The following is a 15,257-nucleotide window of genomic DNA, read 5'->3' as shown; positions in this document are numbered from 1 at the left end:
GTGCGGGTCGTAGGACCAAGGGACCAGGGCCCACCCGCCCCAGGACAGGGGTCAAAGCACCGGTTGGCCCTTACTGTGAGGGGCATGACCGCCTTGGAGAGCAGTGCCCGGACACCCACCGCCGACCCCGCGAAGGCCGGCGGTGTCCTCGACCGGGACCACCGCGCGCTCAGTACCGGCATCGTCTCCGTCGTCCTGCTGATCGCCTTCGAGGCGACCGCCGTCGGGACGGCGATGCCGGTGGCCGCGCGCGAGCTGGACGGGATCCCGCTGTACGCGTTCGGGTTCTCCGCGTACTTCACCACCAGCCTCTTCGCCATGGTCCTGTCCGGCCAGTGGTCCGATCGCGCCGGCCCGCTCGCCCCGCTCGCCGCCGGCATCTCCGCCTTCGCGGCCGGGCTGCTGCTCTCCGGAACGGCCGGGGCCATGTGGCTGTTCATCGCCGGCCGCGCGGTCCAGGGCCTCGGCGGCGGCCTCGTCATCGTGGCGCTGTACGTCGTCGTCAGCCGCGCCTACGCGGAACACCTGCGACCGGCGATCATGGCCGCGTTCGCCGCGGGCTGGATCGTGCCGTCCGTGGTGGGACCGCTGGTGGCGGGCACGGTCACCGAACGGCTGGGCTGGCGCTGGGTCTTCGTCGGCATCCCCGTGCTCGTCGTGCTGCCGCTGGCGCTCGCGCTGCCCGCGATACGGCGCCGGGCGTCCGGCCCGGCGGACCCCGCGGCGCCCGCGGTGCCGTTCGACGGGCGCCGCATCCGGCTGGCGCTGGCGATATCGCTCGGGGCGGGGCTGCTGCAGTACGCGGGGCAGGCCGTGTCCGTCCAGGACGCCTGGTGGCTGTCGGTGCTCCCGGCGGTGGCGGGGGCGGCGCTCGTGGCGCCCGCCGTGCGCGGGCTGCTGCCGCGCGGCACCTACCGGGCGGCGCGGGGCCTGCCGTCGGTGGTGCTGCTGCGCGGCGTGGCGGCCGGGTCGTTCATCACGGCGGAGTCGTTCGTGCCGCTGATGCTGGTCAGCGAGCGGGGCCTGAGCCCCACCATGGCCGGTCTCTCCCTGGCGGTGGGCGGCGCGGCCTGGGCGCTGGGCTCGTTCGTCCAGGCGCGGCCGCGCGTGGAGCCCTACCGCGAGCGGCTGGTCGTCCTCGGCATGCTGCTGGTCGCGGCGGCCATCGCGACCGTGCCGAGCGTGCTGATCCCCTCCGTGCCGGTGTGGATCGTGGGCGTGGCGTGGGGCGTCGGCTGCTTCGGCATGGGCATGGTCCTCGCCTCGACGAGCGTGCTGCTGCTGAAGCTGTCGGCGCCGGAGGAGGCGGGCGCCAACTCGGCGGCCCTGCAGATCTCCGACGGCCTGGCCAACGTGCTGCTCCTCGCCGCGGGCGGGGCCGCCTTCGCAGCGCTGGGCGGCGGCTCCGTCGCCGGGCACACCGCGGCGTCCGGAGCCGCGGGCTCGCACCCCGCGGCCTTCGCCGCGGTGTTCCTGCCGGTGGCCGTGGTGGCGCTGGCGGGGGCCTGGGTGGCGACGCGGCTGGGGGCGGCGCGGGACCGCTGACCGGGGTGCCGGCCCGGGCGGTGTGAGCCGCATCGCAGTCCGCGCGGTCACGGCCGCGTACGGCCGGGAGGGGACCGGGGCCCCCGGTAGGGTGGCCCGGTTGTCGTACGTAACGCCGTAACCGAGGCCCGAAGCGGAGACCGTGACTACTACCGCCTCCCATCACCTCTCACCCGCCTTCCCCGGCCGCGCCCCCTGGGGCACCGCCAACAAGCTGCGCGCCTGGCAGCAGGCAGCGATGGAGAAGTACATCCAGGAGCAGCCGCGCGACTTCCTCGCGGTCGCGACGCCCGGCGCGGGCAAGACCACCTTCGCGCTCACGCTCGCGTCCTGGCTGCTGCACCACCACGTCGTGCAGCAGGTCACCGTGGTCGCGCCGACCGAGCACCTGAAGAAGCAGTGGGCGGCCGCGGCGGCGCGCATAGGCATCAAGCTGGACCCCGACTACAGCGCCGGGCCGCTCAGCAAGGAGTACCACGGGGTCGCGGTCACCTACGCCGGCGTCGGCGTGCGCCCGATGCTCCACCGCAACCGCAGCGAGCAGCGCAAGACGCTGGTGATCCTGGACGAGATCCACCACGCCGGCGACTCCAAGTCGTGGGGCGAGGCGTGCCTGGAGGCCTTCGAGCCGGCCACGCGGCGCCTCGCGCTCACCGGCACGCCGTTCCGGTCCGACACCAACCCCATTCCGTTCGTCACGTACGAGGAAGGCAACGACGGCATCCGCAGGTCGTCCGCCGACTACACGTACGGCTACGGCAACGCCCTCGGTGACGGCGTCGTCCGGCCCGTGATCTTCCTCAGCTACAGCGGCAACATGCGCTGGCGCACCAAGGCGGGCGACGAGGTCGCGGCGAAGCTCGGCGAGCCCATGACCAAGGACGCGATCTCACAGGCCTGGCGCACGGCGCTCGACCCGCGCGGCGACTGGATGCCGAACGTGCTGCGCGCCGCCGACCAGCGGCTCACCGAGGTGCGCAAGGGCATCCCCGACGCGGGCGGGCTGGTCATCGCCTCCGACCAGGACTCGGCGCGCGCCTACGCCAAGCTCATCCGGGAGATCACCGGGACGAAGGCGACCGTCGTCCTGTCCGACGACGCGGGCGCGTCGAAGCGGATCGACGAGTTCAGCGAGGGTGACGACCGGTGGATGGTCGCCGTCCGGATGGTGTCGGAAGGCGTCGACGTGCCGCGTCTCGCCGTCGGCGTGTACGCGACGACGATCTCGACCCCGCTGTTCTTCGCGCAGGCCGTGGGCCGTTTCGTACGTTCCCGCAGGCGCGGCGAGACCGCGTCGGTGTTCCTCCCGACGATCCCGACCCTGCTGACGTTCGCCAACGAGATGGAGGTCGAGCGCGACCACGCCCTCGACAAGCCGAAGAAGGACGGGGCCGACGAGGACCCCTACGCCGAGTCCGAGAAGGAGATGGACGAGGCCAACAAGCAGCAGGACGAGGACACCGGCGAGCAGGACATGCTGCCCTTCGAGGCGCTGGAGTCCGACGCGGTCTTCGACCGGGTGCTGTACGACGGCGCCGAGTTCGGCATGCAGGCCCACCCGGGCAGCGAGGAGGAGCAGGACTACCTCGGCATCCCCGGACTGCTTGAGCCCGACCAGGTGCAGCTGCTGCTGCGCAAGCGGCAGGCGCGGCAGATCGCGCACAGCAGGCAGAAGCCGGCCGAGGAGGCCGACCTGCTGGAGCTCCCGGCCGAGCGGCGTCCGGTCGTTTCGCACAAGGAGCTGCTGGAGCTGCGCAAGCAGCTGAACACGATGGTGAGCGCGTACGTCCACCAGAGCGGCAAGCCGCACGGCGTGATCCACACCGAGCTGCGGCGGGTGTGCGGCGGTCCGCCGAGCGCGGAGGCCACGGCGGGTCAGATCCGCGAAAGGATCAAAAAGGTGCAGGAGTGGGCCACCCGCATGCGCTGACCCCGGTCAGCGGTGCGGCATGGTCGCGCCGGCGGACACCGGCGCGAAGCCCGGGCCGGCGCGGCCGCGGGCGCCCCGGGCCATACCGGGAGGAAACCCCCGGGCGGCAACCGCTTGCGCCCGGATTCTGGACGAGGTCTTCCGCTGAGCGGAGTCGCTCGCTACTGTCCCCGGCAATCGCAATGAAACGCCCCGTGGCAGCGCCGCCGCGGAGCGCAGCCGGTGCGCCATGGCCTGCCGGCGGCCTCTGTCGTGCGTCGCCGAAGGGACCGGTGCCGCAACCGACGACGAGAGTGTCCGCCGCCACTCACTCCGAAGGAGAGGGCGTCGTGACCGCGGAGACCTCCCAGACGCTCGACCGGGGACTGCGCGTCCTCAAACTGCTCGCCGACACCGACCACGGGCTGACCGTCACCGAGTTGTCCAACAAACTCGGCGTCAACCGCACCGTCGTCTACCGTCTGCTCGCCACCCTCGAACAGCATGCGCTCGTACGCCGGGACCTCGGCGGCCGGGCCCGCGTCGGCCTCGGCGTGCTGCGGCTGGGCCGCCAGGTCCACCCGCTGGTGCGCGAGGCCGCGCTGCCCGCCCTGCGGTCGCTGGCCGAGGACATCGGCGCCACCGCCCACCTGACGCTGGTCGACGGGGCCGAGGCGCTCGCCGTCGCGGTCGTCGAACCGACCTGGACCGACTACCACGTGGCCTACCGGGCGGGGTTCCGCCACCCCCTGGACCGGGGCGCCGCCGGCCGCGCGATCCTCGCCGCCCGGCAGGGCGCCCTGGGCGACCCCGGGTACACGCTGACGCACGGCGAGCTGGAGGCGGGCGCGAGCGGTGCGGCGGCTCCGCTGGTGGGCGTCACCGGGATCGAGGGCAGCGTCGGGGTGGTGATGCTCGCGGACGCCGTCCCCGAGCGCGTCGGCCCGCGCGTGGTCGACGCTGCGCGCGAGGTCGCGGACGCCCTGCGCTGAGGCACCCCGAAGCGAGGGCCCGGCCGCGAGGGGCCGGACGCGAGGGGCCGGGCGACGCGCGGCGGGCGGGGGCGCGGCCGCTAGATTGGCACCGTGCTGCTCTCCAGTCTCCTGCGTAACCGGACCCACGCGCTGCTGCTCTCCGGGCTGCCCGTGCTCGCGCTGCTCGGGGTGGCCGCGCTCGCGCCGCTGCCGTTCACGCTGGCGCAGCCCGGCTCGACCTCCGACGTGCTGGGCAAGCACCAGGGGCAGGAGGTGATCACCATCTCCGGCGCCCCCGTCCGCAGGACGGAGGGCCAGCTGCGCATGACGACCATCGTCGCGACCGGGCCCCGCACGGACGTCGACCTCGCGGACGTCGTCGACGGCTGGTTCCGTACGGACCGGGCGGTCCTGCCGCACGACGCCGTCTACCCGCCCGGCCAGTCCGACAGGGAGATCGAGAAGCGCAACATCGCGCAGATGGAGGAGTCGCAGCAGGACGCCACCCGCGCCGCCCTCGGCTACCTCGGCAGGAGCCCGAAGGACGTCAAGGTGACCCTGCGCCTCGCCGACATCGGCGGGCCCAGCGCCGGGCTGCTCTTCGCCCTGGGCATCGTGAACAAGCTCGACGGCGACGGCGCGGGCGGCGACCTCACCGGCGGGCGGAACATCGCCGGTACGGGCACGATCAGCCCGGACGGCACGGTCGGCGCCGTCGGCGGGGTGTCCCTCAAGACGCAGGCCGCCGGGCGCGACGGCGCCACCGTCTTCCTCGTACCGAAGGACGAGTGCGCGCAGGCGGTCTCCGAACTGCCCGACGGCATGCGGCTCATCCCCGTCACCACGCTCAAGGACGCGGTGTCGTCCCTGAGGGCGCTGGAGCAGGGGACGAAGGTCCCGAGCTGCTGAGCGGCGGTGGCCGGTCCATCTGCCGCCAGGACGGGAAGAGCGCCGGGCTGAGTGTCACCAGGAAGTACAGGGCGCCGATCCCGAGGAGGGCGGCCACCAGTCCGGCGCCTTCCACGAGGTAGCCGGTGACCACCCCGCACAGCGGGGCCGCCAGCAGCACCCCGGCCGTGGTCACGCCGGAGACACGGCTGCGCAGTGCGTCGGGGACGCGCTCGTACAGCACCGTGGTGAGGATCGGGTTGAGCGTCCCGACGGCCAGCCCGCCGACCCCCGCCGCCACCGCCAGCGGCCACACGCCGTCCGCCAGCGCCGCGACGACGTACCGCGGCGCCCCACCGAGCAGGAACGCGACCGTGAACACCGGGAGCCGGCGGAAGCGGTGCCCGACCGCCGCGTACAGCAGGGCGCCGAGCAGGGCGCAGCCGCCGAAGACGGCGGTGATCAGTCCGATGGCGCCCGCGCCGCCGAGGTGCCGCTGCGCGTGCACCGGCAGCAGCACCGCGCTCCAGCCCTGGTTCAGCCCGTTGGTGAGCATCACCAGCAGCACCACCGCCAGCAGCAGCCGGGTGCGCAGCACGAAGGCGTACCCCTCGCGCAACTGGGCCCGGTAGCCGGCGAAGGACACGGCGGCGGCCGGCTTCTGCGGCTCCGCGGCCGCGACGCCGCGTACGCCCGCCAGGATCAGCAACGCCGACACCCCGAAGGTCGCGGCGTCCAGCAGCAGGACCGTCTCCGCCCCCATGACCGCGATGAGGACGCCCGCGAGCGCGGCCCCCGTCATACGGGCGCCCCGCGACACCGCGTCGAAGAGGCTCGCGGCCCGGGTCAGCGTCGTACCGGCGCGTTCGGCGAGGTCCGGCACGAGGACGTGCCGCGCCGTCTCGCCGGGCGCGTGGAACAGCCCGGTGACGGCCATCAGCAGGCACAGCACCCAGAAGTCCAGCCGCCCGGCCCGGTGCAGCAACGGGATCGCGGCCAGGGCCAGGGCGCACACCAGGTCCGACGCGATGCTGACCCGGCGGCGGCCGGCCCGGTCGATGACCGGCCCGCCGGCGAGCGCCGAGACGACGACGGGCAGCGTCGCGCAGAACGCCACCAGCCCGGCCTTGCCGGCGCTGCCCGTCGTCTGGAGCGCGAACCACGGGACGCCGATGAGGGTCAGCGCGTTGCCGCTGATCGATATCGCGTTGGCCGCCAGCACGGCGGCCAGCGGCACACGTCCGCCGCGCCGCGCGGTCATGCGGTGCGCGCGGCCGGACCCCGCGTCCGGACCAGGCGCAGTCCCAGCTCCACGAGGACCCAGCCCACGCGGACGCGTACGGCGGGGCGGCGCCGCCGGGGTGGGACGGGGCGGCGGCGCGGGCGGGCGGCGCGGTGTAACTCGGCCGCGCGCAGGGCGTGGAGCTGCCGATGGATGTCGGGGTGCATACCGGAAGGTCCTTTCGTGGTTCTGTCCGTGGTTCGTGGTTCGTGGTTCTGTGTGTCGTTGGTCCGTCGTCCGTCGTCCGTCGTCCGTCGTCCGTCGTCCGTCGTCCGACGGGCCGACGGGTCGGTCGGTGGGTCCGTCAGTCGCTCCGCTGCGGGAACGCGTGCAGGTGGAGGCGCACCTTCGTGGCGTCCTCGTCCGGTTCGACGTCGCGGTAGCCGTTGATGACGGCGTGCACCTTCTCGTCGAGCTCGCGCAGCTGCCGGGCGCTCAGGCGCAGGGTGAAGTCGCTCAGGTCGGCGCTGCTGGCCCACTCGCCGGGCCAGTCGCGCATGGTGCCGATCCAGGTGTTCAGCTCCTGGGCGTGCAGGGTCGCGATCTCGTGCAGGAACACATTGACCGCGCCGCGCGTGCCGGGGTCCTCGTCCTCGAAGAGCGAGGGGTCCCAGGACGTTCCCTGGTGGACCGCCCGCCACCAGCGCTCGCGCCCCTTGCCGCGCTCCGGGGCGTCCTCGACGAAGCCGTGGGAGGCGAGCTGGCGCAGGTGGTAGCTGGTGGCGCCGCTCGACTCGCCGAGGCGGTCGGCCAGTTGGGAGGCGGTGGCGGGGCCGTGGTGGCGCAGTGCGGCGAGCAGCCGGATCCGCAGGGGGTGGGCCAGACCGCGCAGGGAGCGGGGGTCGAGCTGCCGGATCGGGATGCGGGGCCCGCCGGGCTCGGTCTTCTCGGGCTCTGACATGGCATCAGCGTAGAGTTGCAAAGAACCAGTTGCAAGTAGTTCTTTGCAATCACTCCTTGGCATCTTCCTGCCGGAGGGTGTCCGCCCCCGGCCGGATCACTCCCCGGCGGCCTGCTCCACCAGCGGGATGATCCGCAGCGGCACGGGGTTCTCCATGACGATCGCCGTGGACGCCCGGACGATGCCCTCGAACCCGACGACCCGGTCGATCACCCGCTGCAGATCCGCGTTCGAGCGCGCCACCAGCCGGCACAGCATGTCCCCGTGCCCCGTCGTCGTGTGCAGCTCCAGCACCTCGGGCACCCCCGCGAGGTGCTCCCGCACGTCCGCGCCCTGCCCCTGCTTGATCTCCAGCGTCGCGAAGGCGGTCACCGGATATCCCAGGGCCGCCGGATCCACCTCCGGCCCGAAGCCCCGGATGACCCCGTTCGACTGGAGCCGGTCCAGCCTCGCCTGCACCGTGCCGCGCGCCACGCCCAGCCGGCGTGACGCCTCAAGAACCCCTATACGCGGCTCCCGTGCCAGCAGTGCGATGAGACGGCCGTCCAGATGATCGATCGCCACGTGAGCCTCCGGGGTGGTCATCCTGTACAGAACGCCCGGCCATAGTGCCCATCCACTGCACACATTGCCCAGCCCTGGTGCGAACTATTGCGCACCTTGCGGAACGGAGAGAGCCTGCCGCCATGACTGAGACCATCTCCCACACCCCCGACACCGCCCGGCAGGCCGACCCCTTCCCGGTGAAGGGAATGGACGCGGTCGTCTTCGCCGTCGGCAACGCCAAGCAGGCCGCGCACTACTACTCCACGGCCTTCGGCATGAAGCTCGTCGCCTACTCCGGACCGGAGAACGGCAGCCGCGAGACCGCCAGCTACGTCCTGACGAACGGCGCCGCCCGCTTCGTGCTGACGTCCGTCATCAAGCCGTCCACCGACCGGGGCCGCTTCCTCGCCGAGCACGTCGCCGAGCACGGCGACGGCGTCATCGACCTCGCCATCGAGGTGCCCGACGCGCGCAAGGCGTACGCGTACGCCGTCGAGCACGGCGCGACCGGCATCGAGGAGCCCTACGAGGTCAAGGACGAGCACGGCACGGTCGTCCTCGCCGCGATCGCCACGTACGGCAAGACGCGCCACACCCTCGTCGAGCGCTCCGGTTACGACGGCCCTTACCTGCCCGGCTTCGTCGCCGCGAACCCGATCGTCGAGCCGCCCGCCAAGCGCACCTTCCAGGCGATCGACCACTGCGTCGGCAACGTCGAGCTCGGCCGGATGAACGAGTGGGTGGCCTTCTACAACAAGGTCATGGGCTTCACCAACATGAAGGAGTTCGTGGGCGACGACATCGCCACCGAGTACTCCGCGCTCATGTCCAAGGTCGTCGCGGACGGCACGCTCAAGGTCAAGTTCCCGATCAACGAGCCGGCGATCGCGAAGAAGAAGTCGCAGATCGACGAGTACCTGGAGTTCTACGGCGGCGCGGGCGTCCAGCACATCGCGCTCGCCACGAACGACATCGTCGCCACCGTCCGCACCATGCGCGCGGCCGGTGTCCAGTTCCTCGACACGCCGGACTCGTACTACGACACGCTCGGCGAGTGGGTCGGGGACACGCGCGTCCCGATCGAGACCCTCCGCGAGCTGAAGATCCTCGCGGACCGCGACGAGGACGGCTACCTGCTGCAGATCTTCACCAAGCCGGTCCAGGACCGCCCGACGGTGTTCTTCGAACTCATCGAGCGGCACGGGTCGATGGGCTTCGGCAAGGGCAACTTCAAGGCGCTCTTCGAGGCGATCGAGCGCGAGCAGGCCAAGCGAGGCAACCTCTGACCCCTCGGGCTCCCGCGCCCCGGGGCCGTCCGGCGGCGGGCCGGCGTTCCGCGCCCGTACCCGCCGCCCGGCCCCGGGGCGCGGCCGTGCGGGGCGACCCCGACCGATCACGAGCCCGCCGCCCGGCCGCGGCCCAGCGCCCCGCAGGCCCCCGCAGGACCCCCCCACGGGGAAGGTGGACGCCCGGGACGGGGGGCCGGGCGTCCCCCTCGGGGAGACCACCACCGGTGGAGAACCGCCTCAGCGGGACGCGCGCGCCCCGGACGCGGGTGCCGAAGCACCCGGGGCGGGCCGCGCCGGCGCCGGCCCGGAACCGTGCACATCCGGGCGGGACGTGCGCACCCCGGACGCGGGTGCCGAAGCACCCGGGGCGGGCCGCGCCGGCGCCGGCGCGGAACCGTGCACATCCGCCGGCCCGCCCGCCGGCGGCTCGCCCAGCACGGCCAGCGCCCGCCGCGCCTTCGGCGCCAGCAGCGGCGAGAACGCCGGGTTCGTCCGCAGCGCCTGCGTCAGGTACCGGCGCGCCGGCCCGTACCGCCCGAGCGCCCGCTCGATCTGGCCGCGGTGGTAGGCGAACAGCGCACTGCGCACCCCCTGGTCCGTCGCCAGCTCGGCGAACTTCAGAGCCTCCTCCTCCTTGCCCGCCCGGAACAGCGCCCAGCCCAGTGCGTCCGCCACGTCCACGGACCGGTGCCCCCGCCCCCACTCCGCGGTCAGCCACTTCACCGCCGTCGCCGGATCCCCGTGGTCCGCCTCGTACCGGGCCAGCACCAGCGTCGCGTTCACCCCGTGCGCCAGCGCCTCGGCCGCCCCCTCGCGGAGCTTGCGGTACTGCGCACGCGCGTCCCCGTCCAGCCCCCGCGACTCGTACAGCTCTCCCGCCTCCAGCGCGTACTGCGGCAGCGGCCGCTCCGCCAGGACCGCCGCGTAGTCCCGCAGCGCGTCGTCCACCCGTCCCAGCGCCGCCAGCGCCCGCGCCCGGCCGGCGAGCGACGGCGGGTGGCCCGGTACCAGGCGCAGCGCCGGCGCGTAGTGGGCGAGCGCCTCCGCCGGCTCGCCGCGCTCCCACGCCAGGTCGCCGAGGTGCTGGAGGCACGCCGCCCGCTCGGCGGGGGTGGCGGCGAGCGCCACCGCGTCGGAGGCCAGCGCCGCGGCGTCCTCGCGCCAGCCCTTGTCGCGGTAGGCGTGGGAGGCCCGCGACAGCGCCGGTACACCCTTGTTCAGCGCACGCAGCCGCTCCACGGCCTTGTCGGCGGCCTCGTAGTCGCCGAGCCCGCGATAGGCGTCGACGAGCAGCGCGTGCGCCTGCCAGCGCCGCGGCTCGCGCTGCCGTACCGCCTCACCCCACCGCTTCGCCCGGGCGAAGTCGCCCCTCGCGCCGGCCAGGGCGGCCATGCCGAGCTGCGCGTCGATGTTCCCCCGGGCGGCCGCGCGCACGGCGAGGGACCGCCTCAGGGCCTTCTCCGCCCGCACGTACGAGGCGGTGTCGCCGTCGCGCGCGGCCCGCTCCACGTACGCGGTGCCGAGCACCGCCCACGAGGCGTCGTCGCGCGGGTGGTCCCGCAGCCACCGCTCGCGGTCGCCGATGAGCGCGGTCAGCTCGGGCAGCGACGCCTGGGTGCCGGTCCGCACCGCCTCCTGCGCCCGCGCCGCGGGGCCGGGCGCGGGCGGCGCCGCGGCCCCGCCGCGCAGGGCGTCCGGGACGCCGGGGACGCCCGGGACGTACACCAGCACCGCACCGGCCACCACCGCGCCCGCGCCCGCGAGCAGCACCGTGTGCGTGACCCGCTCCGCTTTCGTGCGCCTTCTGCGGCCGGTGCGGTCCGCACGGCTCTTCGTACGCCACTTCATGCGGCTCACTGTGCGCCAGTACGACCGGGCGCCCGCGCACGCCAACCGCATCGGCGGACGGGTTCACACCGATGGCCCCGGATGCCAGGCTGGGATCATGGACGACCTCCTGACACGCCTCCGGGCCGGGCTCCCGGCGGAAGCGGTGCTCACCGATCCGGACGTCACCGTCTCCTACGCCCACGACATGGCGAGCTTCTGCCGGGCGGGCACGCCCGCCGTGGTGGTCCTGCCCAGCACCGTCGAGCAGGTCCAGCACGTCATGCGCACCGCCACCGCGCTGCGCGTGCCCGTCGTCCCGCAGGGCGCCCGCACCGGCCTGTCCGGCGGGGCCAACGCCGGCGACGGCTGCATCGTGCTGTCGCTCACGCGGATGGACCGGATCCTGGAGATCAACCCGGTCGACCGGATCGCCGTCGTGGAGCCCGGCGTCGTCAACGCCGCCCTCTCCCGCCGGGTCGAGGCGCTCGGCCTGTACTACCCGCCCGACCCCTCCAGCTGGGAGACGTGCACCATCGGCGGGAACATCGGCACCGCCTCCGGCGGCCTGTGCTGCGTCAAGTACGGCGTGACCGCGGAGTACGTGCTCGGCCTGGACGTCGTCCTCGCCGACGGCCGGCTGCTGACCACCGGCCGCCGCACCGCCAAGGGCGTCGCCGGCTACGACCTGACCCGGCTCTTCGTCGGCTCCGAGGGGAGCCTCGGCGTCGTCGTGCGCGCCGTCCTGGCGCTCCGGCCGCGTCCGCCGCGGCAGCTCGCGCTCGCCGCCGAGTTCCCGTCCGCGGCCGCCGCCTGCGAAGCCGTCTGCGCCGTCATGGAGAGCGGACACACGCCGTCGCTGCTGGAGCTGATGGACCGTACGACGATCCGGGCGGTCAACCGGCTCGCGAGGATGGGCCTGCCCGACTCCACCGAGGCGCTGCTGCTCGCGGCGTTCGACACCCCCGACCCGGCCGCCGACCTGGCGGCGGTCGGCGAGCTGTGCACGGCGGCGGGCGCGACGCAGGTGGTCCCGGCCGAGGACGCCGCCGAGTCCGACCTGCTGCTCCAGGCGCGGCGGCTGTCGCTCACCGCCCTGGAAACGGTCTCCACCGCGACGATGATCGACGACGTGTGCGTGCCGCGCAGCCGGCTGGCCGAGATGCTCGACGGCACGGCCGCCATCGCCGCCGCGTACGACCTGACCATCGGAATCTGCGCCCACGCCGGCGACGGCAACACCCACCCCGTCGTCTGCTTCGACCAGGCCGACCCCGACGCATCGCGGCGCGCCCGCGCCTCGTTCGACGCCATCATGGCGCTCGGCCTGGAACTCGGCGGCACGATCACGGGCGAACACGGCGTCGGCGTACTGAAGAAGGAGTGGCTGGCCCGGGAACTGGGCCCGGTGGGCCTGGAATTGCAGCGCGGCATCAAGCGCACCTTCGACCCTCTGGGCATCCTCAACCCCGGCAAACTCTTCTGAAATCCCGCCGGACGCCTGCGACCGCGGCCCTAGGGCCGATGTCCGATGGTCCGGCGAGGGCCGGGCGGCCTAGCGTGGAGGGGCAGAGGGACAGACGAGGACAAAGGAGAAGAGCAGTGCCCGCACGCCTCGACCACACCATCGTCCGCAGCCGCGACCGCTTCGCCGGCGCCCGCTTCCTCACCGAACTGCTCGACGCCCCCGAGCCGAAGCCCTTCGGGCCGTTCGCCAGCGTCCCCCTGGAGGGCGGCGTCACCCTCGACTACCTCGACGACGACGCCCCCCGGATCGTCCCGCAGCACCTCGCCTTCCTGGTCTCCGAGCCGGAGTTCGACGAGATCTTCGCCCGGATCACCGGGCGGGGGCTGCCGTACTGGGCCGACCCCTACCACCACGAGCCCCGGCGGATCAACCACCTCCACCAGGGCCGTGGCGTGTACATCGAGGACCCCGACGGCCACTCGATCGAATTCATCACGCACACGTACGTGACGGACTGACCCGGCCCTCTCACGCCAGCAGCTCGGCCAGCTCGTCGTCCAGGCCGAGCTGCTCCGACTCCGCGCCCGGCGGCACCACCCGCAGCGTCCGCTCCAGCCAGGCCGACACCGCCATGGCCGGGGCCTCCAGCAGGGCGTCCCCGTCGGGCGACGACAGCGCCATCAGGACGACGCCCCGCCCGTCGAGGGTCGTGGGCCAGATCCGCACGTCGCCGTGGCCGCAGGGCCTGAAGACGCCCTCGACGAGCAGCTCGCGGGCGAAGGTCCAGTTCACGGGGTGCTCGGAGCCGACGTGGAAGGTGATGTGCACGGCGTACGGGTCGTCCGTGCGGTACGTCAGCCGGGCCGGCACGGGAATGCTGCGCTCCGGCGACAGCACCAGGGTGAGTTCCAGTTCGCGCTCGACGGCGGTGTGCTCCACGGGCCTGCTCCTTCTCTCCATGTCCGGTTCTCCGGGGTGGTCCGGTACGGGGTCCTGGAGCGGCCCCGCACAGGTGGAGAGGCGCTTCCCCTCCCGTCATTACGCGACGTGCGGCAAGAAGTTCTCATCACTTTCCGTACCACGTCCGTGACCGGAAGGGGGCGGTTGCGGCCGGACCGGTCCGTGGGCCCGCGGCGGTCTGATAGATGTGGTGCCTTGAATTGAGGCCTCGAGGAGATACGGGACCACGGTGATGAGCGCCCCAACCCCGGCAACCGGCGACGGCAGCCCCACGCCCGGCTACTACCCCGACCCGTCCATCCCCGGGTACATCCGGTACTGGAACGGTGCCGCCTGGGTGCCCGGCACGAGCCGCCCCGCGCCCAAGGACGGCGAGGCGGCGCCGGTGCCGCCCGCCTCGGCCGCGCCCGTACCGGTGCCCGCCCAGGCCCCGGCTCCCGCGCCGTCCGTGGAGGAGACCGGCCCGGTCTTCTTCGACGAGGAGGAGGCCGCCGCGGAAGCGGCGGCCCAGCAGGAGCCCGCCTCCGTCTGGCAGGCCGACGCCTCGCGCCAGACCGGCTTCGGCGGCGACAGCGACCGCCGGGTGTCCTGGGGTGCGGAGAGCGCCCAGGGGGCTCCGCCGCCGCCGGGCGACCCGCGGGTGCCCGCGGGGGGACCGGACCCGACGGGCGGCGCCCTCCCGGGCGTACGGCAGGTGCAGCCCCGCTCCGACGGCACGGTCACGATCCGCGCGCAGAAGCCGGCGCCGCGGAACCCCGGGTCCGGGGGCCGGGAGGCCCCGCCGGCCGAGGGCACCATGACGATCCGCGCCCCGGGCGCGGACGCGCCGCGCGCCCCGCAGGTCCCGGCCCAGCAGCAGACGCACGCCCCGGCGGCCGCCGCCGCCGCGGCGCCCGCGCCCGCGCCCGCCGCGCCGTCCCCGGCACCCGCTCCCTCCCCGGCTCCGGCACCGGCTCCCGCTCCCGCGACGCCCGTCACCCACGGGCCCGGCGGCGGGGCCGCCTCCTGGGCGCAGCAGGTGCACCAGCTCGCCCGTCCGGAGCAGCCCGACCAGCCGGTCGTCCCGTGGAAGCCCCCGGTGAACGACCCGTTCCTGCAGGCGGCCCAGGCCCAGGCCGCCGCCCGCCCGGCCGCCCTCGGCAAGCGGCTGGCGGCCCGGCTGATCGACACGGTGGTCCTCGGCGCGGCTGTCGGCGCGGTCGCCGTGCCGTCCGTCAGCAAGGCCCTCGACCACATCGACGGCAAGATCCAGCAGGCCAAGCAGTCGGGCGAGACGGTCACCGTCTGGCTGGTGGACGGCACCACGTCGACGTACTTCGGCATCGCCCTCGCCGCCCTGCTGGTGCTCGGCGTGCTGTACGACGCGGTGCCGACCGCCAAGTGGGGGCGGACCCTCGGCAAGAAGCTCTGCGGTCTGGACGTGCGGGACATCGAGTCGCACGAACCCCCGGCGTTCGGAGCCGCGCTGCGCCGCTGGCTGGTCTACAGCGTGCTGGGCGTCCTCGTGATCGGTGTCGTCAACGTGCTGTGGGCGCTGATCGACCGCCCCTGGCGCCAGTGCTGGCACGACAAGGCCGCGCACACCTTCGTGGCCGGCACCTGACCCGGAGGGGTTGCGCCAGGGCCTGTCCTCCGGATCCCTGCCGGGCTCGCGCGGCCTGGCGCGCA

General features: G+C 74.1%; 14 protein-coding genes. 8 read left to right on the top strand and 6 right to left on the bottom strand.

Annotation, left to right across the window (positions count from 1 at the left end):
• The first annotated feature begins 84 nt into the window (after positions 1-84).
• From IH00_RS0122465 to IH00_RS0122450, 4 genes are all read left to right on the top strand, one after another.
• Positions 85-1,545, top strand: a complete 1,461-nt coding sequence (locus IH00_RS0122465; RefSeq protein WP_031076363.1) for an MFS transporter — start codon at positions 85-87, stop codon at positions 1,543-1,545.
• A 142-nt stretch (positions 1,546-1,687) separates the two neighbouring features.
• Complete coding sequence (locus IH00_RS0122460; RefSeq protein ID WP_031076361.1) at positions 1,688-3,475, top strand: DEAD/DEAH box helicase; 1,788 nt, start codon at positions 1,688-1,690, stop codon at positions 3,473-3,475.
• Between the two features lie 329 nt (positions 3,476-3,804).
• On the top strand, positions 3,805-4,446 hold the full coding sequence (locus IH00_RS0122455) for an IclR family transcriptional regulator (RefSeq protein WP_031076359.1): 642 nt from the start codon (positions 3,805-3,807) through the stop codon (positions 4,444-4,446).
• Positions 4,447-4,542: 96 nt separating this feature from the next.
• Positions 4,543-5,337, top strand: a complete 795-nt coding sequence (locus IH00_RS0122450) for a S16 family serine protease (RefSeq protein WP_031076356.1) — start codon at positions 4,543-4,545, stop codon at positions 5,335-5,337.
• Here the strand turns inward: IH00_RS0122450 and IH00_RS0122445 are convergent.
• The 4 genes from IH00_RS0122445 to IH00_RS0122430 form a co-directional block, all read right to left on the bottom strand.
• Positions 5,276-6,577, bottom strand: coding sequence for an MFS transporter (locus IH00_RS0122445; RefSeq protein WP_031076354.1), 1,302 nt, complete (start codon positions 6,575-6,577; stop codon positions 5,276-5,278). The two genes, IH00_RS0122450 and IH00_RS0122445, sit on opposite strands and share 62 nt — an antisense overlap.
• Entirely contained in the window at positions 6,574-6,765 is a 192-nt protein-coding gene (locus tag IH00_RS0122440) for a hypothetical protein (RefSeq protein ID WP_031076351.1), read from the bottom strand. Before IH00_RS0122440 ends, IH00_RS0122445 begins: the two co-directional genes overlap by 4 nt.
• A gap of 137 nt (positions 6,766-6,902) precedes the next feature.
• Positions 6,903-7,499 (bottom strand): ArsR/SmtB family transcription factor, encoded by a 597-nt coding sequence (locus IH00_RS0122435; RefSeq protein WP_031076349.1) that lies wholly within the window; start codon positions 7,497-7,499, stop codon positions 6,903-6,905.
• A gap of 96 nt (positions 7,500-7,595) precedes the next feature.
• Entirely contained in the window at positions 7,596-8,063 is a 468-nt protein-coding gene (locus IH00_RS0122430) for an Lrp/AsnC family transcriptional regulator (RefSeq protein ID WP_031076348.1), read from the bottom strand.
• Positions 8,064-8,185: 122 nt separating this feature from the next.
• Between IH00_RS0122430 and hppD the strand changes: the two genes are divergently transcribed.
• Positions 8,186-9,331 carry a 4-hydroxyphenylpyruvate dioxygenase gene (gene hppD / locus IH00_RS0122425; RefSeq protein WP_031076346.1) on the top strand — a complete coding sequence of 382 codons (1,146 nt, stop codon included), beginning with the start codon at positions 8,186-8,188 and terminating at the stop codon, positions 9,329-9,331.
• A 240-nt stretch (positions 9,332-9,571) separates the two neighbouring features.
• Here the strand turns inward: hppD and IH00_RS0122420 are convergent, their stop codons facing one another.
• Entirely contained in the window at positions 9,572-11,182 is a 1,611-nt protein-coding gene (locus IH00_RS0122420; RefSeq protein ID WP_078887899.1) for a tetratricopeptide repeat protein, read from the bottom strand.
• A 97-nt stretch (positions 11,183-11,279) separates the two neighbouring features.
• Between IH00_RS0122420 and IH00_RS0122415 the strand changes: the two genes are divergently transcribed.
• Positions 11,280-12,647: an FAD-binding oxidoreductase gene (locus tag IH00_RS0122415; protein WP_031076342.1), complete on the top strand. Its 1,368-nt coding sequence runs from the start codon at positions 11,280-11,282 to the stop codon at positions 12,645-12,647.
• 116 nt (positions 12,648-12,763) lie between these two features.
• Positions 12,764-13,147 carry a VOC family protein gene (locus tag IH00_RS0122410; protein WP_031076340.1) on the top strand — a complete coding sequence of 128 codons (384 nt, stop codon included), beginning with the start codon at positions 12,764-12,766 and terminating at the stop codon, positions 13,145-13,147.
• A 10-nt stretch (positions 13,148-13,157) separates the two neighbouring features.
• Here IH00_RS0122410 and IH00_RS0122405 read toward each other — a convergent pair whose 3' ends face one another.
• Positions 13,158-13,589, bottom strand: a complete 432-nt coding sequence (locus IH00_RS0122405; RefSeq protein ID WP_031076339.1) for an SsgA family sporulation/cell division regulator — start codon at positions 13,587-13,589, stop codon at positions 13,158-13,160.
• Between the two features lie 232 nt (positions 13,590-13,821).
• Between IH00_RS0122405 and IH00_RS0122400 the strand changes: the two genes are divergently transcribed.
• Positions 13,822-15,192, top strand: a complete 1,371-nt coding sequence (locus tag IH00_RS0122400) for an RDD family protein (RefSeq protein WP_031076336.1) — start codon at positions 13,822-13,824, stop codon at positions 15,190-15,192.
• The last annotated feature ends 65 nt before the right edge of the window (positions 15,193-15,257 follow it).

It is taken from the genome of Streptomyces sp. NRRL S-118 (assembly GCF_000716335.1).
GTDB lineage: Bacteria > Actinomycetota > Actinomycetes > Streptomycetales > Streptomycetaceae > Streptomyces.
The sequence above is the reverse complement of the archived record's forward strand: the minus strand, read 5'-3'. Positions and strand labels throughout refer to the sequence as shown.